The organism is Nocardia alba NBRC 108234 (assembly GCF_001612665.1).
Lineage (GTDB): Bacteria > Actinomycetota > Actinomycetes > Mycobacteriales > Mycobacteriaceae > Nocardia > Nocardia alba.
On sequence record NZ_BDAX01000018.1, the window covers coordinates 385,826 to 400,822 of the forward strand.

Annotated in this window: 13 protein-coding genes; 8 read left to right on the forward strand and 5 right to left on the reverse strand. The window is 66.4% G+C overall.

What is annotated here, in order from left to right:
- The first annotated feature begins 112 nt into the window (after nt 1-112).
- Nucleotides 113-1,393, forward strand: coding sequence for an acyltransferase family protein (locus tag NA12_RS20865; protein ID WP_067453676.1), 1,281 nt, complete (start codon nt 113-115; stop codon nt 1,391-1,393).
- Between the two features lie 4 nt (nt 1,394-1,397).
- On the opposite strand, the gene NA12_RS20870 is transcribed toward NA12_RS20865, so the two are convergent.
- Nucleotides 1,398-2,231, reverse strand: coding sequence for a tRNA (adenine-N1)-methyltransferase (locus NA12_RS20870; protein WP_067453679.1), 834 nt, complete (start codon nt 2,229-2,231; stop codon nt 1,398-1,400).
- Between the two features lie 149 nt (nt 2,232-2,380).
- On the opposite strand from NA12_RS20870, the gene NA12_RS20875 reads away from it, so the two are divergent.
- Nucleotides 2,381-3,280 carry a RecB family exonuclease gene (locus NA12_RS20875; RefSeq protein ID WP_067453917.1) on the forward strand — a complete coding sequence of 300 codons (900 nt, stop codon included), beginning with the start codon at nt 2,381-2,383 and terminating at the stop codon, nt 3,278-3,280.
- A 95-nt stretch (nt 3,281-3,375) separates the two neighbouring features.
- Nucleotides 3,376-3,777: a nuclear transport factor 2 family protein gene (locus NA12_RS20880; protein WP_067453682.1), complete on the forward strand. Its 402-nt coding sequence runs from the start codon at nt 3,376-3,378 to the stop codon at nt 3,775-3,777.
- A 19-nt stretch (nt 3,778-3,796) separates the two neighbouring features.
- Here the strand turns inward: NA12_RS20880 and NA12_RS20885 are convergent, their stop codons facing one another.
- On the reverse strand, nt 3,797-4,924 hold the full coding sequence (locus NA12_RS20885; protein ID WP_067453685.1) for a YeiH family protein: 1,128 nt from the start codon (nt 4,922-4,924) through the stop codon (nt 3,797-3,799).
- Nucleotides 4,924-5,058, reverse strand: coding sequence for a hypothetical protein (locus NA12_RS34700; RefSeq protein ID WP_255284093.1), 135 nt, complete (start codon nt 5,056-5,058; stop codon nt 4,924-4,926). The genes NA12_RS20885 and NA12_RS34700 overlap by 1 nt, the downstream gene beginning before the upstream one ends.
- 436 nt (nt 5,059-5,494) lie before the next feature.
- On the opposite strand from NA12_RS34700, the gene NA12_RS20890 reads away from it, so the two are divergent.
- The 5 genes from NA12_RS20890 to NA12_RS20910 all read left to right on the forward strand — a co-directional run bounded on the left by NA12_RS20890 (nt 5,495) and on the right by NA12_RS20910 (nt 13,592).
- Complete coding sequence (locus tag NA12_RS20890; protein WP_067453688.1) at nt 5,495-5,698, forward strand: hypothetical protein; 204 nt, start codon at nt 5,495-5,497, stop codon at nt 5,696-5,698.
- 74 nt (nt 5,699-5,772) lie between these two features.
- Nucleotides 5,773-6,159: a hypothetical protein gene (locus NA12_RS20895; RefSeq protein WP_067453691.1), complete on the forward strand. Its 387-nt coding sequence runs from the start codon at nt 5,773-5,775 to the stop codon at nt 6,157-6,159.
- Between the two features lie 21 nt (nt 6,160-6,180).
- Entirely contained in the window at nt 6,181-6,798 is a 618-nt protein-coding gene (locus NA12_RS20900; RefSeq protein ID WP_067453694.1) for a hypothetical protein, read from the forward strand.
- A gap of 3 nt (nt 6,799-6,801) precedes the next feature.
- The gene (locus NA12_RS20905; RefSeq protein ID WP_067453697.1) at nt 6,802-13,173 is read left to right on the forward strand and encodes a putative T7SS-secreted protein; all 6,372 of its coding nucleotides are present in this window, start codon (nt 6,802-6,804) and stop codon (nt 13,171-13,173) included.
- A 209-nt stretch (nt 13,174-13,382) separates the two neighbouring features.
- A complete protein-coding gene (locus NA12_RS20910; RefSeq protein ID WP_132370023.1) occupies nt 13,383-13,592 on the forward strand; it encodes a hypothetical protein in 210 nt (69 codons plus the stop codon).
- A 60-nt stretch (nt 13,593-13,652) separates the two neighbouring features.
- On the opposite strand, the gene hisG is transcribed toward NA12_RS20910, so the two are convergent.
- Both hisG and NA12_RS20920 read right to left on the reverse strand, forming a co-directional pair.
- Entirely contained in the window at nt 13,653-14,504 is an 852-nt protein-coding gene (gene hisG / locus NA12_RS20915; protein ID WP_067453702.1) for an ATP phosphoribosyltransferase, read from the reverse strand.
- 55 nt (nt 14,505-14,559) lie between these two features.
- Nucleotides 14,560-14,823 carry a phosphoribosyl-ATP diphosphatase gene (locus tag NA12_RS20920; protein WP_067453921.1) on the reverse strand — a complete coding sequence of 88 codons (264 nt, stop codon included), beginning with the start codon at nt 14,821-14,823 and terminating at the stop codon, nt 14,560-14,562.
- Nucleotides 14,824-14,997 lie beyond the last annotated feature (174 nt).

Sequence of the window (14,997 nt, forward strand, 5' to 3'; positions counted from 1 at the left end):
GATCGCCGCCGGATCAGCCGTGCGACCGGTTGTGGTCACCGCGTAGTTCCACCCCGGTGACCGAGTAGTTCCGCGCTGTCTCGGTGGCGCGAATTCTGCGATCGTCACGGGCATGAGCGTTGTTCCCAGCGTCGCGGTGGTCACCGCGAACACCCCGGCCGATCGCGACCGGTTCCTGGATCTGCTGCGGATCTCGTCGCTGGTGGTGGTCGTCGCCGGGCACTGCCTGATGCTGACCGTGACGGTGACGGACAACGAGGTGCGTTTCGGCAATGTGCTCGCCGACCTGCCGATCCTGCGACCGCTCACCTGGGTTCTGCAGGTGCTTCCGCTGTTCTTCTTCGCGGGCGTGGCCGCCGGGGCGCGCAGCCTCGAACCCGGGACATCATGGGGCGCTTGGCTTTTCCGGCGTACCCAGCGACTGGTGCGACCGCTCGGCTATTTCGTGGCCGCCTCGGTGGCGCTGCTGACGGTGGCCGATCTCGTGCTCACGCCGGGGTGGCACCGCCCGCTCGCGGTGACCGGTGTGCAGCTGCTGTGGTTTCTCGGAACCTACCTGGCGGTGCTGGCTTTCGTGCCCGCGCTGGCCTCATGGGTCACCAGCGGTCGCCGGATGTTCGCCCTGGTCGCGGCGATCGTGGCGGGCACCGCGATCGTCGACGCGGTGCGGCTCACCGGCGGACCGGAAATCCTGGGCTACCTCACCCTGTTCGTCTGGCTGGTGCCCGCGGTGCTCGGAATCGGTTATCTGCGTGGACTGTTGCGCCGGCGGACCGCGGCGGTGCTGGCCGGCGCGGTGCTGCTCGCCGATGTGCTCCTGGTCCTGGTCGGTCCCTACGAGGTGAGCATGGTCACGGTGCCGGGGCAACGGCTGTCGAATCTGGCGCCGCCCTCGCTGCTGCTGGCCGGGCACGCGGTGATGCTGTGCTGCGCCGCCGTCGCGGTGGCACCGTGGCTGCGCCGTCTCGCCGCCCGCCCTCGGGTCTGGTGGTGCACGGTCATCGGCAACACCGGCGCGATGACCCTGTACCTGTGGCACATGCCCGCCCTGCTCACCGTGCTCGTGCTGAGCCACCTGGCCGGCGCCGACCGCACCGCGCCGACCGAGTCCGGGTTCTGGCTGCTCACGGCCGCTCAGCTCACCGCGACCGCCGCGCTCACCGGCGCCGCGTTCCTCGGCCTGCGCGGCCTGGAGAACACGCCGCTGCGCTGGTGGGACGGGCCGGTCGCGACGGTGCGCGGCCTCCGCTCGGCCGCCACCGTGCTGGCCGTGCTCGCGGCGGGGGCCGCCATTCTGCAAGCCACCCGATGGGGCCTCACCGTGGACGGTGGGATCTGGTTCGCGGGCGCGGCGGCAGCCTTGCTGGCCGCCCGCCTGCTCACCCGTGCGTGATCGATCAGCCCTTGGACGGACGCCGCTGCGGCTTGGGGGTGACAGTGCCCTCGGCCAGCCGCCGCGCGCTCACCAGGAACGCGGTGTGGCCCTGCATGCGGTGCTCCGGGCGCACGGCCAGACCGACCACGTGCCAACCACGCACCATCGACTCCCACGAGCGCGGTTCGGTCCAGCATTCCTGCTCACGCAACGCCTCGACCACCTTGGACAGCTGGGTGACGGTGGCGACGTACACCACGAGGACCCCACCGGGAACCAGTGCCTTCGACACCGCGGGCAACGCGTCCCACGGCGCCAGCATGTCGAGCACGACACGATCGACCTGCGGGCCCTCGTAGGCGGCCACGTCGGCGATGGTGATCGACCAGTTCGCGGGCCGCTCGCCGAAGAAGGTCTCCACATTGCGGACGGCGTGCTCGGCGTGGTCGTCGCGGATCTCGTAGGAGATCACCTCACCCTCGGGACCGACCGCGCGCAGCAGCGAGCAGGTCAGCGCACCCGAACCGGCGCCCGCCTCGAGCACCCGCGCACCCGGGAACACGTCACCTTCGTGCACGATCTGGGCGGCGTCCTTGGGGTAGATCACCGCGGCGCCACGCGGCATCGACAGCACGTAGTCGGTGAGCAGCGGGCGGAGGGCCAGATACGGGGTGCCGTTCACCGATTTCACCACGGTGCCCTCGTCGTTGCCGATGAGGTCGTCGTGCTTGATGCCGCCGCGATGGGTATGGAATTCCTTACCCTCCTCGAGCACCACGGTGAAGAGGCGTCCCTTACCGTCGGTCAGCTGCACGCGGTCCCCGATAGCGAATGGACCGGTTCGTCTGGCCGTCATTGATCTCCCGTTCTTCGAATGGACCTCTCAGCCTGCCAGGCGCGGCGAGCCACGCGGTCGACGGGTCAGCTATTTCGCGGCGAGTGCGGCCGGCGCGCTCGAGCGCGAACCGCGTGATCGTGTCGGTGGCGGCGGTTAACCTGCGAAACATGTCAGTGCCCCTGTCCGTGCCCCTGCCCGACGACACCGCCGACGCGCCGTCGCCTCGGTCGCGTCCGGCGTTGTCGCCTTCGCGGGCAAGCGATTTCAAGCAGTGCCCGCTGAAGTACCGCTTGCGGGCGATCGATCGGGTACCGGAACCGCCGTCGCGAGCGGCGGTGCGCGGAACCGTGGTGCACGCGGTGCTGGAAGACCTTTTCGGCCTGCCCGCGGCCGAGCGTCAACCGGCCAGGGCCGCCGAGTTGGTCCCGGCGGCGTGGGAGCGGGTGCGCGCCGAGCGCGACGGGGTGGACGAGCTCGTCGCCGACGGGGGGCCGCAGGCACTGTTCGAGGAGGTGCGAAAGCTGGTCGCGAGCTATTACGAGCTGGAGGACCCGCGACGATTCGAGCCGCATGCGCTGGAGGAACGGGTCGAGGTCGATCTCGACGGCGATATTCCGCTGCGCGGTTTCGTCGACCGAATCGACGTGGCGCCCAACGGCTTACTGCGCGTGGTCGACTACAAGACCGGCCGCTCACCCGGGCCCATGCACGAAGCGCGCGCCCTGTTCCAGCTCAAGTTCTACGCCCTGATGATCCTGCGCACCCGCGACATCGTCCCGGCCCAGCTGCGCCTGATCTACCTGGCCGACAAGAACATTCTCACCTACACACCCGAGCGCGAGGAGCTGGACCGCTTCCAGCGCATCCTCACCGCGCTCTGGCAGGCCATCATCGACGCGGGAAGAACCGGGGACTTCCCGCCCACTCGCAACTCGATGTGCAAGTTCTGCGACTTCAAACCTCTGTGCCCCGAGTACGGCGGCACCCCGCCGCCGTATCCGGGGTGGCCGGTCCAGACCCCCATCCCCGCCGACCTGGTCACCGAGCGCCTTCCCGAGGACATGTGACGGCCGACCTGCTCGTATCGGCATATCGGCGCGAGTAGTCCGGGTTAAGCTGCGAACACCCTATGCAACTCGTTGAATATGAGGTGAGCTGACCGATGCATCCTTTCCGTACGGCCGTCGAAGCGCGTGACGACGCGGCCATCGAGGCATTACTGGCCGAGAATGTGGTCTTCACCAGCCCCGTCGCCTTCGGGCCCTACCCCGGCAAGGCCATCACCGCGGCCATCCTGCGCGCGGTGATCCGCGTCTTCGAAGACTTCCACTACGTGCGCGAGATCGGCGAGGGGCGCGATCACGCCCTGGTGTTCGAGGCCACCGTCGACGGCAAGCAACTCACCGGGTGCGACTTCATCCATCTCGACGAGGACGGCAAGATCGACGAATTGATGGTGATGGTCCGGCCGCTGTCGGCCGCGACCGCCCTGGCCGCGCGGATGGGCGCGCAGTTCGATCAGATCAAGGCCGAGGCGATCGCGAGCAGCCGCACCGACCGCTGAGGACGCCCGCGGCGGGTACTCAGACCGCGAAGTCGCGGAACAGCAGCACCGAAAGACCGAGGCCCACAGCGAGATTCACGATCGCCGCCGATCCGAAGACCACGATCGGCCGCCATCCGGCTTCGCGCAGCCCTCGCAGCGAGAATTCCAGGCCGATGGAGACGAAGGCCAGGATCAGGAACCAGGTGCGCAGGTCGTTGATGATGGCGATGTGCGCGGCGCCGGTCTTCTTGTCGACCGATTGCAGATACAGCGTGCCGATGATCGAGGCGGCGATGAATCCGAGCACGAATTTCGGGAACCTGGCCCAGAATTCGCCGATGCTCGGACGAGCGGTGCCCTCGCCGCGCTCCACCCGGAACGCGAACCAGGCGGTCAGCGCGATCGCCACGAGACCGATGAGCGCGTTCTGCGTGGTCTTGACGATCGTCGCGATCTGCAACGACTGCTCACCCGCCAGCGCACCCGCGGCAGCCACTGCGGCCGTGGTGTCGATATTGCCACCGATCCACGCGCCCGCCACCGCATCGGAGAGCCCGAAAGCATCAGCGAGCCAGGGCAACAGGAAGATCGACGGCAGGGCGAAGATGATCACCAGCGAGGCCGCGTAGGCGATCTGCTCGCGCCGCGCCTGCACCGCACCCGCCGCTGCGATAGCCGCGCTCACCCCGCAGATCGACACCGCCGACGACAGCAGTGCCCGCAGCTTGTCGTCGAGCCCGAGCACCCCACCGAACCACCAGGTGAACCCGAAGACGATGGTGATCAAGGCCAACGCCTGCACGATCGACGGCGCGGCGGCAGTCACCAGGATCTTCAGATTGATCGACGCACCGAGCAACACCACACCGGTCTTGATGAAGAACTCGGTCCGGAAACCGGCCGAAAGTCTCTCTCGCAGAGCGAGTTTGCTCAAGATCACATTGCCGATCAACCCGATCACGATCGCGTAGACCGGGTACTCGACCGTCTTCGCGACCCGCTTGAACGGCGTATCCGCCGCCCACTGTGGAACGTGGGTGTCGAAGAACCGCGTCAACGCGCCCAGCGCGAGTACCAGCAGGATGCCCGCCACGATGTCGCGCACCGCTGGACGCGGATTCGCTTGCAACGCAGCGGTTTCCGACGTCGTCCTGGTCTCCCCCATCACGGCACCAGCCAATCCGGGATCGCGCCGATCAGCACGAGGCCGATCAGCACGAGGCCGACGACAGTAGCCAACCAGTCTTCGTTCCAGCTGAATGCGCCGGCGGGCCGAGGCTCGGGCGTTGTCTGCGACACGGTGACTCCTTGCGGTTCTCAACGAGAAAATGCAAGGTAGCAACGCGATCGCGAGTGCGCACCGATTGCGTTCAGCCTGAACCGATCTCGCTGCCGACCGCGCGATCGGCGGCGCGATGTTCGAGAGGGCCGGGGCAGATCGCCGGGGTTTCTACCGCAGGCGACGTTCCTCTTCTTCTTGCAGGCGGCGGCGCTCTTCTTCGCGCTCGACCTGCTCCTTCTCGATCTTTTCTTCGTGCTCGTTCTTGTTCGACATGTTCGCCCCGATCATGGATTGTCCGGACAAATCTGCCGTCCAGTCTACTCGCGGCGCGGCGTCGACCCGGCACACAGTGTGGCCACCTGCCCCGATATTTCGGGTCTCCCGGTAGCACCTCGTCCCGCGTAAACTGCAGGTCGCGGGCCTACAGCCATTCCCGCCCGGCAAGGAGAACTGATGAACCGCATTCTGCCCCGGACCGTTGCCGCCGCCGGAATCGCGCTGGCGATGGCAACCTTTCCAGCTGTCGCCTCAGCGAGTTCGGCCATCGCGCCGACCGTCGCCCAGCCGATCCTCAACGGCGCGCCGACACGGCCGTTCGACCCGATCTGCCCCTTGTGCTTCGTGCGTGAGGCTCTGGAGAGTCTCTCGGCGCAGTAAACGCACAGCTGCCTCGAATTTCTCGAAACTGTCGAGGGTGAAAGTGATTGCGGCACAGCGGGGGAGTTCCATTGATGTCCGACGGAGACGGCCGCGATCGCCTTCGCGCTGAGATCGCCGCGTTCTACGCGGGATTCGGGCAGCCCGCGGCGTTGCTCGCCGCGTTCCAGCAGGCCGCGCTGCTCGTTCCCTTGACGGCAGACGACCGCGTCTACTTCTCGCCGCTGGGCGGCGTCGACTGGTTGTGCACCTTCACCAGCATCGAGGAGTACGCCCTGTTCATGGCGGCTCGCGGTCATCTACAGGGCGGCGGCATCGATGGCGACCGGGAGTACCGCTACCACTGGCTGTTCGGCCGGCGACTACAAGAATACGTCGAGTCCCGCGCCGAACCCGCCGGAATCGCGATCGACATCGTGGGTTCGGCACCCATGGCGTTTCCGCCGGATGTCGCCGGGTAGGACGACGAATGGGGGTAGGCGATGACGAGGCTCGAAATCGATCCCGCGGTCCTGAAGCAGGCCGCGACAGGTATCGAGGACACCATCGGTCAGCTGTCGGAAATGGGGATCGGCGAGACGGGCAATATGGGTCGAGGCTTCGCGCTGCTCACGCTCTCGACGCTGGAAGTGGGCAAGCACACCGTGCAGAAGACCTTCGAGGAGTTCACCGAGCGGTGGTCCTGGGGAGTGCGCGCGCTGGTCCAAGGGGGCAACTCGATAGCCCGGACGCTCGGTTTGGCCGCCGGCCGTTACGACGAAATGGATAACAAGGCCCACGACACGCTCAAGAAGATGTGGACGCACCTCGCGGGAAACCCACATCTGTCCGACGAGGAAATCACCAAGCGTTCCTGGGGCGATACCTTCTCCGACAACTCCTTCAACCATATCCGCAACGCGGATTACAGCACGAAGTCTTTTCAGGACGCCAATGAATCCATTCAGAAAAATATCAAGGTAATCGAGGCGGTCGGCCCGCAGGCGCTGGCGAATGTGAGCCCGCTGGGCGGCCTCGTCACCGGTGAATCGCCTGGTTGGGATACCGGTGCCGCCCAGCAGGCAGCCGATATCCTGAAACAGGGGCCAGGGGGGCAATAGTCAGTGGGACTCGGCGATTTCATCGACAAAGTCGGAAGCGCGATCGAGGACGGTGTCGAGGATCTTGCCGAGGGCGCCGGGCAGGTCATCGATGACGGTCTGGACGTGGTCGCGGACGCGGCCGGGTATGTCGGCCTGGACAGTGTCGACAACGCGCTCGACGATCTGGGCGACAACATCGCCTCGGCAACCGGCGGCGATGTCGAAGAGGAAGAACTGGGCCAGACCGAGGACCCCAAAGAACTGATCCTCGGAGAGCCTGCTGAAATCGGTTCAGCTGCGGAAACATTGAAGAAGATGGCCGCGGCGATCGAGTCGACGGGTCAGGCGCTGCAGAAGATCGACGCGGCCGATTGGACGGGCCAGGGCGCAGACGCCTTCAATCAGGTCTACGACAAGCAGCCGAAACTCTGGTTCGAGGGCGGCGATGCCATGGCGGCGGCGGCCGGGGCCATGGAAGCCTGGCAGAACGAGGTGAAAGCCGCGCAGGACAAGGCCGCGACCGCTGTCGAGCGGTGGAAGGCCGCCCACGCCGAAGAAGTCAGGCAGAAGAACTGGTGGAACTCGCTGACCGGTAAGGAGCAACGGCAGAATCCGCTGGTCGACACCTGGACGACGCTTCGCAACGACGCGCGAGAGATCCTGCGGGGCGCACGAGTTCAGCGTGACAACGGCGCGTCGATCGCCAACGGAGCGTTGTCCGCGGCTACCGAGAAGGCCCCGAAGGAACCGCCTTTCACCGAACGGTGGATTGCCAACATCTCCGACCTCGGTGGAGTCCTCGAACACGGAGCGCTGAATTTCTCCGCCGGTCTGCTCACCAGTCTCACGGGGCTCGCGCAGTTCGTGCGCCAGGTGAATCCGACCGATATCTACAACATCACCCACCCCGCGGACTACGCGAAAGGGTTGTCCGACCTCGGCACCGGACTCGTTGTCGCCGTGGCGGATCCCGGCGCCGCGGTCTCGGCGATCGTGAAGGACGCTCGGGCCAACCCGTTCGAGTTCGTCGGTGCGCTCACCGGCGATGCACTGCTCACCGCGGCCACCGGTGGCGGCGGGAGTGCGAAGGTCGCCATCAGTGCCTTGAAAAAGGCCACCAAGGCGGGCAGGCGACTTCCCGACGGCGGTTCCGGTCCGAGCCCGCATCGTCCGACCGGCGACGGCGCCCCGACCAGACAGAGCGACCCCGCCGGTCGGACCGACCCGGCTGGGCAGACCGACCAACGCCGAGGCGCCGGCCTTCCGGATTCCGATCGAGGGCCGACACCGGAAGGACGCACGGTCGAGGGGGCGCCCCAACGAGACGCACCGACCCGACGAACCGAGGACACCGACGACGGTTCTTCGCCGACACCGAACCACACTGAACAGCGCCGCTCCGAGCCGACGGCGCAGTACGACCGCGACCAGCCCTCTCCCACTACCGAAGCCACCAGCAGCACACCCGATCCCGAACCCCCCCGACCGTCGGAACCTACGCAGACACCGGACCGCACCCCTGATGCCGACCCGCAAACGAGTCGACCGGAACCGCGACCGGAAGCGGCAGGCACATCGAACCCGGATTCGACCCCCACCCAACGCACCGACCCGACACCGGCCCAACAGACCGACCACACACCCACGCAGCGCACCGACCCGACACCAGCCCAGCAAACCGACCACACGCCATCCCAACGCATCGACCCGACCCCCGATCAGCACACCGATCGCACCCCGACTCAACACACCGACCACACCCAGCCTCCGCGCACCGACCCCGCGTCGACTCACCACACGAATCCGGATTCACCAGCGACACCGCACGGGGACTCGCCCCGCTCGCAGGCGGATCCCGGCACGACATCGCACAGTGATCAGGACACCGCTCCGACTCAGCACAGCGATCCCGACCGAACATCCCGAGAGGACGGCTCGGCGTCGGAAACCCGGGTGAACCCCATCGCTGATCGAGCGCCGCACACTGACGACGCACGGTCCGACGTCGACTCACGACCGACTGCTCACGCCGATCCGACGCCACAGACCCCGAGCCCCACGACACCTGCCGCAGGCTGGCAGCCCGGCCACAGCATCAATCCCGACAATGGCCCCACACACCGACCGACTCCCGACGCACACCCGGCGCGCCCCCACCCCGGCGCCACCCCAGCCGGGCCATCGCAGACGCCGCACTCACCCCGCGTCGATTCGACACCACAACGGCCACAACACGATCCAGGCACCGAACCCCACAGGGCTCCTGTCTCCCCGCGCGCCGGCGCGGCGCCCGACCCTGCCGGACGCGCGAACGGGCATTCGCCGCTGACCGCAGGACCCCATCCCGATTCCCCGACCAGGTCGACACCAGGGCACACGCCGACACGAGCAGACGCCGAATCGCCATCCCGCGCACACCCCGAATCCGACGGCCGAGGACCGGATCACAACCCGGACAAACCCCGCGACCGCGCGGACGGTCGCTCCCCCGAGCCTGAACAAGCGCCGAAAGATTGCACACCCGAACGTGATTCGGCCACACCCACCGACCGAACCCCCGACAGCAAGGCTGACCCCGACTCGCCCACCGATCGAACTCCGGACCGTGATCACGATCCCGACAGCGATCGTGAACGCCCGTCGGCGCAGGATCGCGCCGATGCCGATCGCGATGCCAACGAGCACGCCCGCGAGTCCGGTGCGGAATCCGATCGCACACCCGATCAGAAGACCTGTTCCACTGATCCTGTCGATATCAGTACCGGCGAGTTCCTGCTTCCTGAAACAGATCTCGACCTACCGGCCGTCCTACCGCTGACACTGCAACGCGCACATCATTCGAACTTCCGGTTCGGTCGCTGGTTCGGCCCGTCGTGGTCCAGCACGCTCGACGCACGGATCGTTGTCGAGGATGCGGGGGTCACCTTCATCGGCGAGAACGCCGTGATGCTCGCATACCCGCACGCCGAGGTCGGCGTCGCGGTGCATCCGCACACCGAAGGCCAACAATGGTCGTTGACCCGTACCGATACCGGCGGCTACCGCATCTGGGATCAACGGCGAGAGGTGATCTGGCACTTCGCACCCGAATCGGGACTCGACGGCATCGAAGCGAGATACGGCAACTACGCCGTATCTGCCGTCACCGATCGCCACCACAACCGCATTCGCTTCCACTACGACTCCGAAGGAGTGCCGGTAGAGGTCTCGCATTCGGGCGGCTACCGGGTCCGCATCGAGACCGACCGTGCGCGAATTACCGGGCTCTCACTGATCGAGGACGATCCGGATCTCGGCGAGTTCGCTACGCCGATAATGGAATTCGCCTACACGGGGCCGGATCTGATTTCGGTAACCGACGCGGTGGGATCGACAACCCGCTACACCTACGACGCAGCACACCGGATGACATCGTGGATCGACTCCAACGGCAATCAGATGATCAATTCCTACGACGAGTCCGGTCGCGTCGCCTTCCAGCGCGGGACCGCGGGAATCCTGAACTGCGACTACGACTACCGGCACCTCCCCGACGGCGTCGGCCGCCTCACCGCCGTCACCGATTCGCTCGGTGCGACTACCTCCCACGGTTTCGACCGCGAACTGCAACTGCGCGACCTCGTCGACCCGGTCGGCGGCCATACCCATTTCGATTACAACGCCGACCGCAGGCCACTGACCATCCGCGGACCCGACGGTGCGACGACCCGATACCGATACAACGGCGCGGGCGACCCGACGGCGATCATCCGCCCGGACGGCAGCGCGACCGAGATCGAGTATTTCTGGCGCAACCGTCCCGCCACGATGGTGTTCCCCGACGGTTCGATCTCGCGCCGCGAATGGTCGACCACCGGCGACCTCGCCGCCGTCATCGGCGCCGTCGACGATGACCGTACCGAATTCACCTACCACTCGAACGGCGCACTGGCCGCGGTCGTCGAACCCGACGGCACCCGCACCGCCATCGAGGTGAACGCGGCGGGCCTGCCGCTCCGGGTCACCGAACCCGACGGCGCGGTAACCCACTTCCAGCGCGACGCCGCCGGTCGACCCACCCGTATCACCGATTGCCTCGGTGCTGTGACCCGCTACGACTGGGCTCCCACCGGAAACCTGCTCCGCAGAACAGATCCCGACGGCCACAGCGAATCGTGGACATACGACGGCGAAGGCAACATACTCACCCACACCGACCGCGCCGGTGGCCTCACCCGATTCTCCTACGGCACTTTCGATCTCCCGCGCTCTCGCATCGATCCCGACGGCTCGATCACCCGGTACACCTGGGACACCGAACGCCGCCTGCTCGCCGTACACAACCCGATCGGCCAACGCTGGACCTACGAATACGACCGCGCCGGACGACTCATCGCAGAAGCCGACTACAACGGGGCCACCACCCGCTATACCCTCGACGTCGCCGGACGACTCGCCGCGATCGCCTCTGCCACCGGCACGACTCGCCATCTCCGCCACGATTCGCTCGGCCGCGTCACCGAGATCACCACCGACGACGACTGGATCCGCTACACCCACGATCCGGCGGGGCGGGTCCTCTCCGCTGTCAACGGTGTCGGCGCGAACACCACACACGCACTGGAATTCGCCTATGACACAGCCGGAAGTCTCGCCTCGCAGCAACTCGACGAGCAGCCGCCGATGCTGTTCGAGCACGATGACCGCGGCCACCGGACCCGCCGAACCGCGCCCTCTGGTGCGGTGTCCCGGTGGCACCACGATTTCCTCGGTCGTATGGACCGGCTCAGCGCCGACGACCACGACATCACCTTCGGCTACGACCCCGTCGGGCGCCTGACCAGCTGGCGAATCGGCGAACTGGCGGTAACCCGCGGGCACAGCGGGTTCGGCCAGTTGGCCGACCAAGAGGTGACCGCTTTCCCCCCGCACGTGGTTTCGCTCGAATCGGGTTCGACCACCAGACCCGCGCCGCATCGGCTTCGCCGCGACGAATTCACCTACCGCCCCGACGGCTACCTCACCACCCACACTGTCGCCCGCGCGCAGAGCGAACTCGTCCATCGCGACTACCGCCTCGACGCCGTCGGCCGAATCACCGCTGTCTCTACCAATGGCACCCCTACCGAGCGCTATGCCTACGACGCACTCAGCAATATCGTCGACTCGTCCACGCCATCCGCCGAAACCTCGCAGGCCTCGCCTACCGCACCGCCCGAGGTGGGCCGACGCGAGTACCGCGACAACCGCCTCGTCCGCGACGGCCGAACGCGCTTCCACTACGACTCTGCCGGGCGCCTGATCCGCAAGACCACCGTCCGGCTTTCTCGCAAACCCGATGTGTGGCACTACCGATACAACGCTTTCGACCAGCTCACCGATGTCTGGACTCCTGACCATCAGTGGTGGCAGTACACCTACGACGCCCTCGGCCGCCGCACCACCAAACAACAACTGACGACCGACGGTGCCGTGATCGAACGCGTGGACTACGTGTGGGACGGTCTGCACCTCATCGAGCAGGCCACCCGGGCCACCACCATTCGCTGGCAATATCAGCCCGGTTCACATGTTCCACTCACCCAGTCGTCCGACGGGGCCGCGATCGACCGAGAGTTCTACGCGATCATCACCGATCTCGTAGGTGCTCCCGCTGAACTGATCGACCCCAGCACCGCTCGCCCCGTGGCGACCGCGGGCGCAGATCTCTGGGGCCGAACCACCTGGTATGGGAAGGCAAGCTCACCGCTCCGATTCCCCGGGCAGATCCACGACCCCGAAACCGGGTTGCACTACAACATGTTCCGGTACTACAACCCGGACACCGGCCAGTACCTCACCTCGGACCCACTGGGTCTGGCCCCGGCACCCAATCCCTACGCCTACACCACCAACCCGCTCAGGTTCATCGACCCACTCGGGCTGACGCCGACCGCGTGCGAGCGGTTCGAGAATTTCCGTAGACAGGTCACGCCCGATGAGCTCTACAACGCGCCGGCACCCTACGAGCACGGCCGAGAAGGGCATGCCTGGGATAAACACATGGTCAGCCGCGAGGTCCAGGCATCGATCCTCAACAACCCGGATCGGATCTTCAGCGGAACCTACCGAGGAACTGACCACATAACCGGTGAGCCGTACACCCGTCAGGTCGATATCTACTTCCGGGCGGGCCAGAGAGATACGACGAACAGCCTGGGCTCGGTAGTGATCACGGAGGCGGGCAACAAGCGATCGGTCATCACTGCCTATGGTTTGATCGACGGGCGTCCGAGCATCCGGAAGCGACCTGTCAACGCGGACAAGGTGTGGGCGCACGACCCGGATTACGTCGAGATTCGCCGCCGCGGCGATGACATCGACGAAGTGGTATTTCCCGACCGGGCAAGCTGGGAAGGAAACGACTGGCAGTGACAAGCGACAGTAACCAAGAGCATGATTCACCCCCCGGCGGAGAAGACGCGACCATCGATCTCCTCGCTGCTTCCTTTGCCTCGCATCTCGGACAGCAGGTCACCATCATCGACTCCAGTGGGATGACACCGGATGGGTTCGCGTGTTTCATCCGAAGCCCCGCGCCCTCCGGTCCGACTTTGCAGGTGGCGTGGGAGGGGGTGCTCGGTATGAAGTTCATCGACGGACGGCCCGACATCAGCGTGTCGCTGTTCCTGTTCAGCCGAGGCCGACGCCTGCGACTCGACGATCATCATCCCGGCAGCTACTTGGAAATCGTCTACGAGGGCCCGCTCGACGGCTCGGGAAGCTGGCGCGACCTGGGCTGGCTACACGACGGTTTCGGCGAGTTCGAAGCATACGACCGCTACGGCGAATAGCCCAGCGCCCCGAACCGCACGCGCAGAAGTGCGGGCCCTCGAAAGGGCCCGCACTTCACCTCAGAAAGCTCGGCAGGAGCGGATGTCGGTGGCGAGGATGGCCTTGGCGCCGAGGTCGGCCAGCTGGTCCATCAGTTCGTTGCCCTGCTTGCGGGGGACGAGGGCGCGCACGGCGACCCAGTCCGGGTCGGTCAGCGGCGAGACGGTCGGCGATTCCAGGCCCGGGGTGATGGCGACGGCCTGGTCGAACAGCGACTTGGGGCAGTCGTAGTCGAGCATCAGGTACTGCTGGGCGAAGACGACGCCCTGGATGCGGTTGATGAGCTGGTTGCGGGCACGGTCGTCACGGTCGGACCCGGTGCGTTCGATGAGAACGCCTTCGGAGTCGCACAGCGACTCACCGAACGCGACCAGGTTGTGCTGACGCAGGGTGCGCCCCGATCCGACGACGTCGGCGATGGCGTCGGCGACACCGAGTTGGATCGAGATCTCGACCGCGCCGTCGAGCCGGATCACCTCGGCTTCGATACCGAAGCGGGCCAGGTCGGTGCGGACCAGGTTCGGGTAGGACGTGGCGATGCGCTTGCCCGCCAGATCCTCGACCTTCCAGTCCTCGCCCGCTGGGGCCGCGTAGCGGAAGCTGGAGCGGCCGAACCCGAGCGAGAGCCGCTCGCTCACCGGCGAACCGGAGTCCAAAGCCAGGTCTCGCCCGGTGATGCCGAGGTCGAGCTCACCGGAGCCGACATAGATGGCGATGTCCTTGGGACGCAGGAAGAAGAACTCGACCTGGTTCGCGGGATCGAGAACAGTCAGATCACGGGAGTCGGTCCGCTTACGATATCCGGCCTCGCTGAGGATCGAGGTGGCGGATTCGGAGAGCGAGCCCTTGTTGGGGACGGCGACGCGCAACATGGGAATGAGGGTCCTTTCGGGGAAGTGGGACGTGTCGATCGGGACGGATCAGCCGTCACAGATGTCGGTACACGTCCTCGAGCTTCAGCCCACGCCCCAGCATCATCACCTGGACCCAGTACAGCAGCTGAGAGATCTCCTCGGCGAGCGCGTCATCGCTCTCGTGCTCCGCGGCCAGCCAGATCTCACCGGCCTCCTCCAGGACCTTCTTACCCTGGAAATGAACGCCTGCGTCCAGCGCGGCCACCGTGCCCGACCCCTCAGGACGGGTCTCGGCACGCTCGGTCAGCTCGGCGAACAGGGATTCGAAGTTCTTCACGATGAATGATTCTTTCACACCCCCGCCACCACAATTCCGCCCCCGCACCGACAACACACCGCACCCCACCGGCCCCACCCCACTTCACCAATCCACCCCAACCCCCACTTCACAGGTCCGCCCCGCACGCCATACCCCGACTCCGCCATGACCCCACCACCCCACCACCGCACT

What these genes read in the sequence shown, in the direction of transcription:
- hisG (WP_067453702.1), bottom strand. Translation starts at nt 14,504, where the DNA reads ATGTTGCGCGTCGCCGTCCCCAACAAGGGCTCGCTCTCCGAATCCGCC.
- NA12_RS20910 (WP_132370023.1), top strand. Translation starts at nt 13,383, where the DNA reads ATGAAGTTCATCGACGGACGGCCCGACATCAGCGTGTCGCTGTTCCTG.
- NA12_RS20875 (WP_067453917.1), top strand. Translation starts at nt 2,381, where the DNA reads ATGTCAGTGCCCCTGTCCGTGCCCCTGCCCGACGACACCGCCGACGCG.
- NA12_RS20870 (WP_067453679.1), bottom strand. Translation starts at nt 2,231, where the DNA reads ATGACGGCCAGACGAACCGGTCCATTCGCTATCGGGGACCGCGTGCAG.
- NA12_RS20885 (WP_067453685.1), bottom strand. Translation starts at nt 4,924, where the DNA reads ATGGGGGAGACCAGGACGACGTCGGAAACCGCTGCGTTGCAAGCGAAT.
- NA12_RS20895 (WP_067453691.1), top strand. Translation starts at nt 5,773, where the DNA reads ATGTCCGACGGAGACGGCCGCGATCGCCTTCGCGCTGAGATCGCCGCG.
- NA12_RS20880 (WP_067453682.1), top strand. Translation starts at nt 3,376, where the DNA reads ATGCATCCTTTCCGTACGGCCGTCGAAGCGCGTGACGACGCGGCCATC.
- NA12_RS20890 (WP_067453688.1), top strand. Translation starts at nt 5,495, where the DNA reads ATGAACCGCATTCTGCCCCGGACCGTTGCCGCCGCCGGAATCGCGCTG.
- NA12_RS20865 (WP_067453676.1), top strand. Translation starts at nt 113, where the DNA reads ATGAGCGTTGTTCCCAGCGTCGCGGTGGTCACCGCGAACACCCCGGCC.
- NA12_RS20900 (WP_067453694.1), top strand. Translation starts at nt 6,181, where the DNA reads ATGACGAGGCTCGAAATCGATCCCGCGGTCCTGAAGCAGGCCGCGACA.